We start from the raw sequence: 243 nt of genomic DNA, 5'->3' as shown, positions 1-243 counted from the left end.
ATGTAAGCCATATGGCGATGGCCGTGACTATGGTGATGGCGCTGGCCATGCCGATGGCTATGGCTATGGTGATGGCCATGCCGATGGCTATGGCTATGGTGATGGCTATGGCCGTGGTTCTGGTTATGGCGATGGCCGTGGCTTTGGCAATGGCTCTGGCTATGGCTCTGGCGATGGCGATGGCGACGACGCGTAAATCGGCGACTTCGCGAAGCCTCATAAGTATACAGGGCTGCAATGATA

1 protein-coding gene is annotated in these 243 nt (G+C 56.4%); it reads right to left on the bottom strand.

Annotation, left to right across the window (positions count from 1 at the left end; all coding sequences use genetic code 11):
- The coding region (locus V0R37_RS23035; RefSeq protein WP_420376684.1) for a hypothetical protein at positions 1-220 on the bottom strand (220 nt) is incomplete at its 3' end.
- Positions 221-243: the final 23 nt, after the last annotated feature.

The sequence above is a fragment of the Pollutimonas rozaliensis genome (assembly GCF_048751585.1).
Lineage (GTDB): Bacteria > Pseudomonadota > Gammaproteobacteria > Burkholderiales > Burkholderiaceae_B.
Note: the sequence above shows the minus strand (reverse complement) of the source record. Positions and strands in the feature narration are given on the sequence as shown.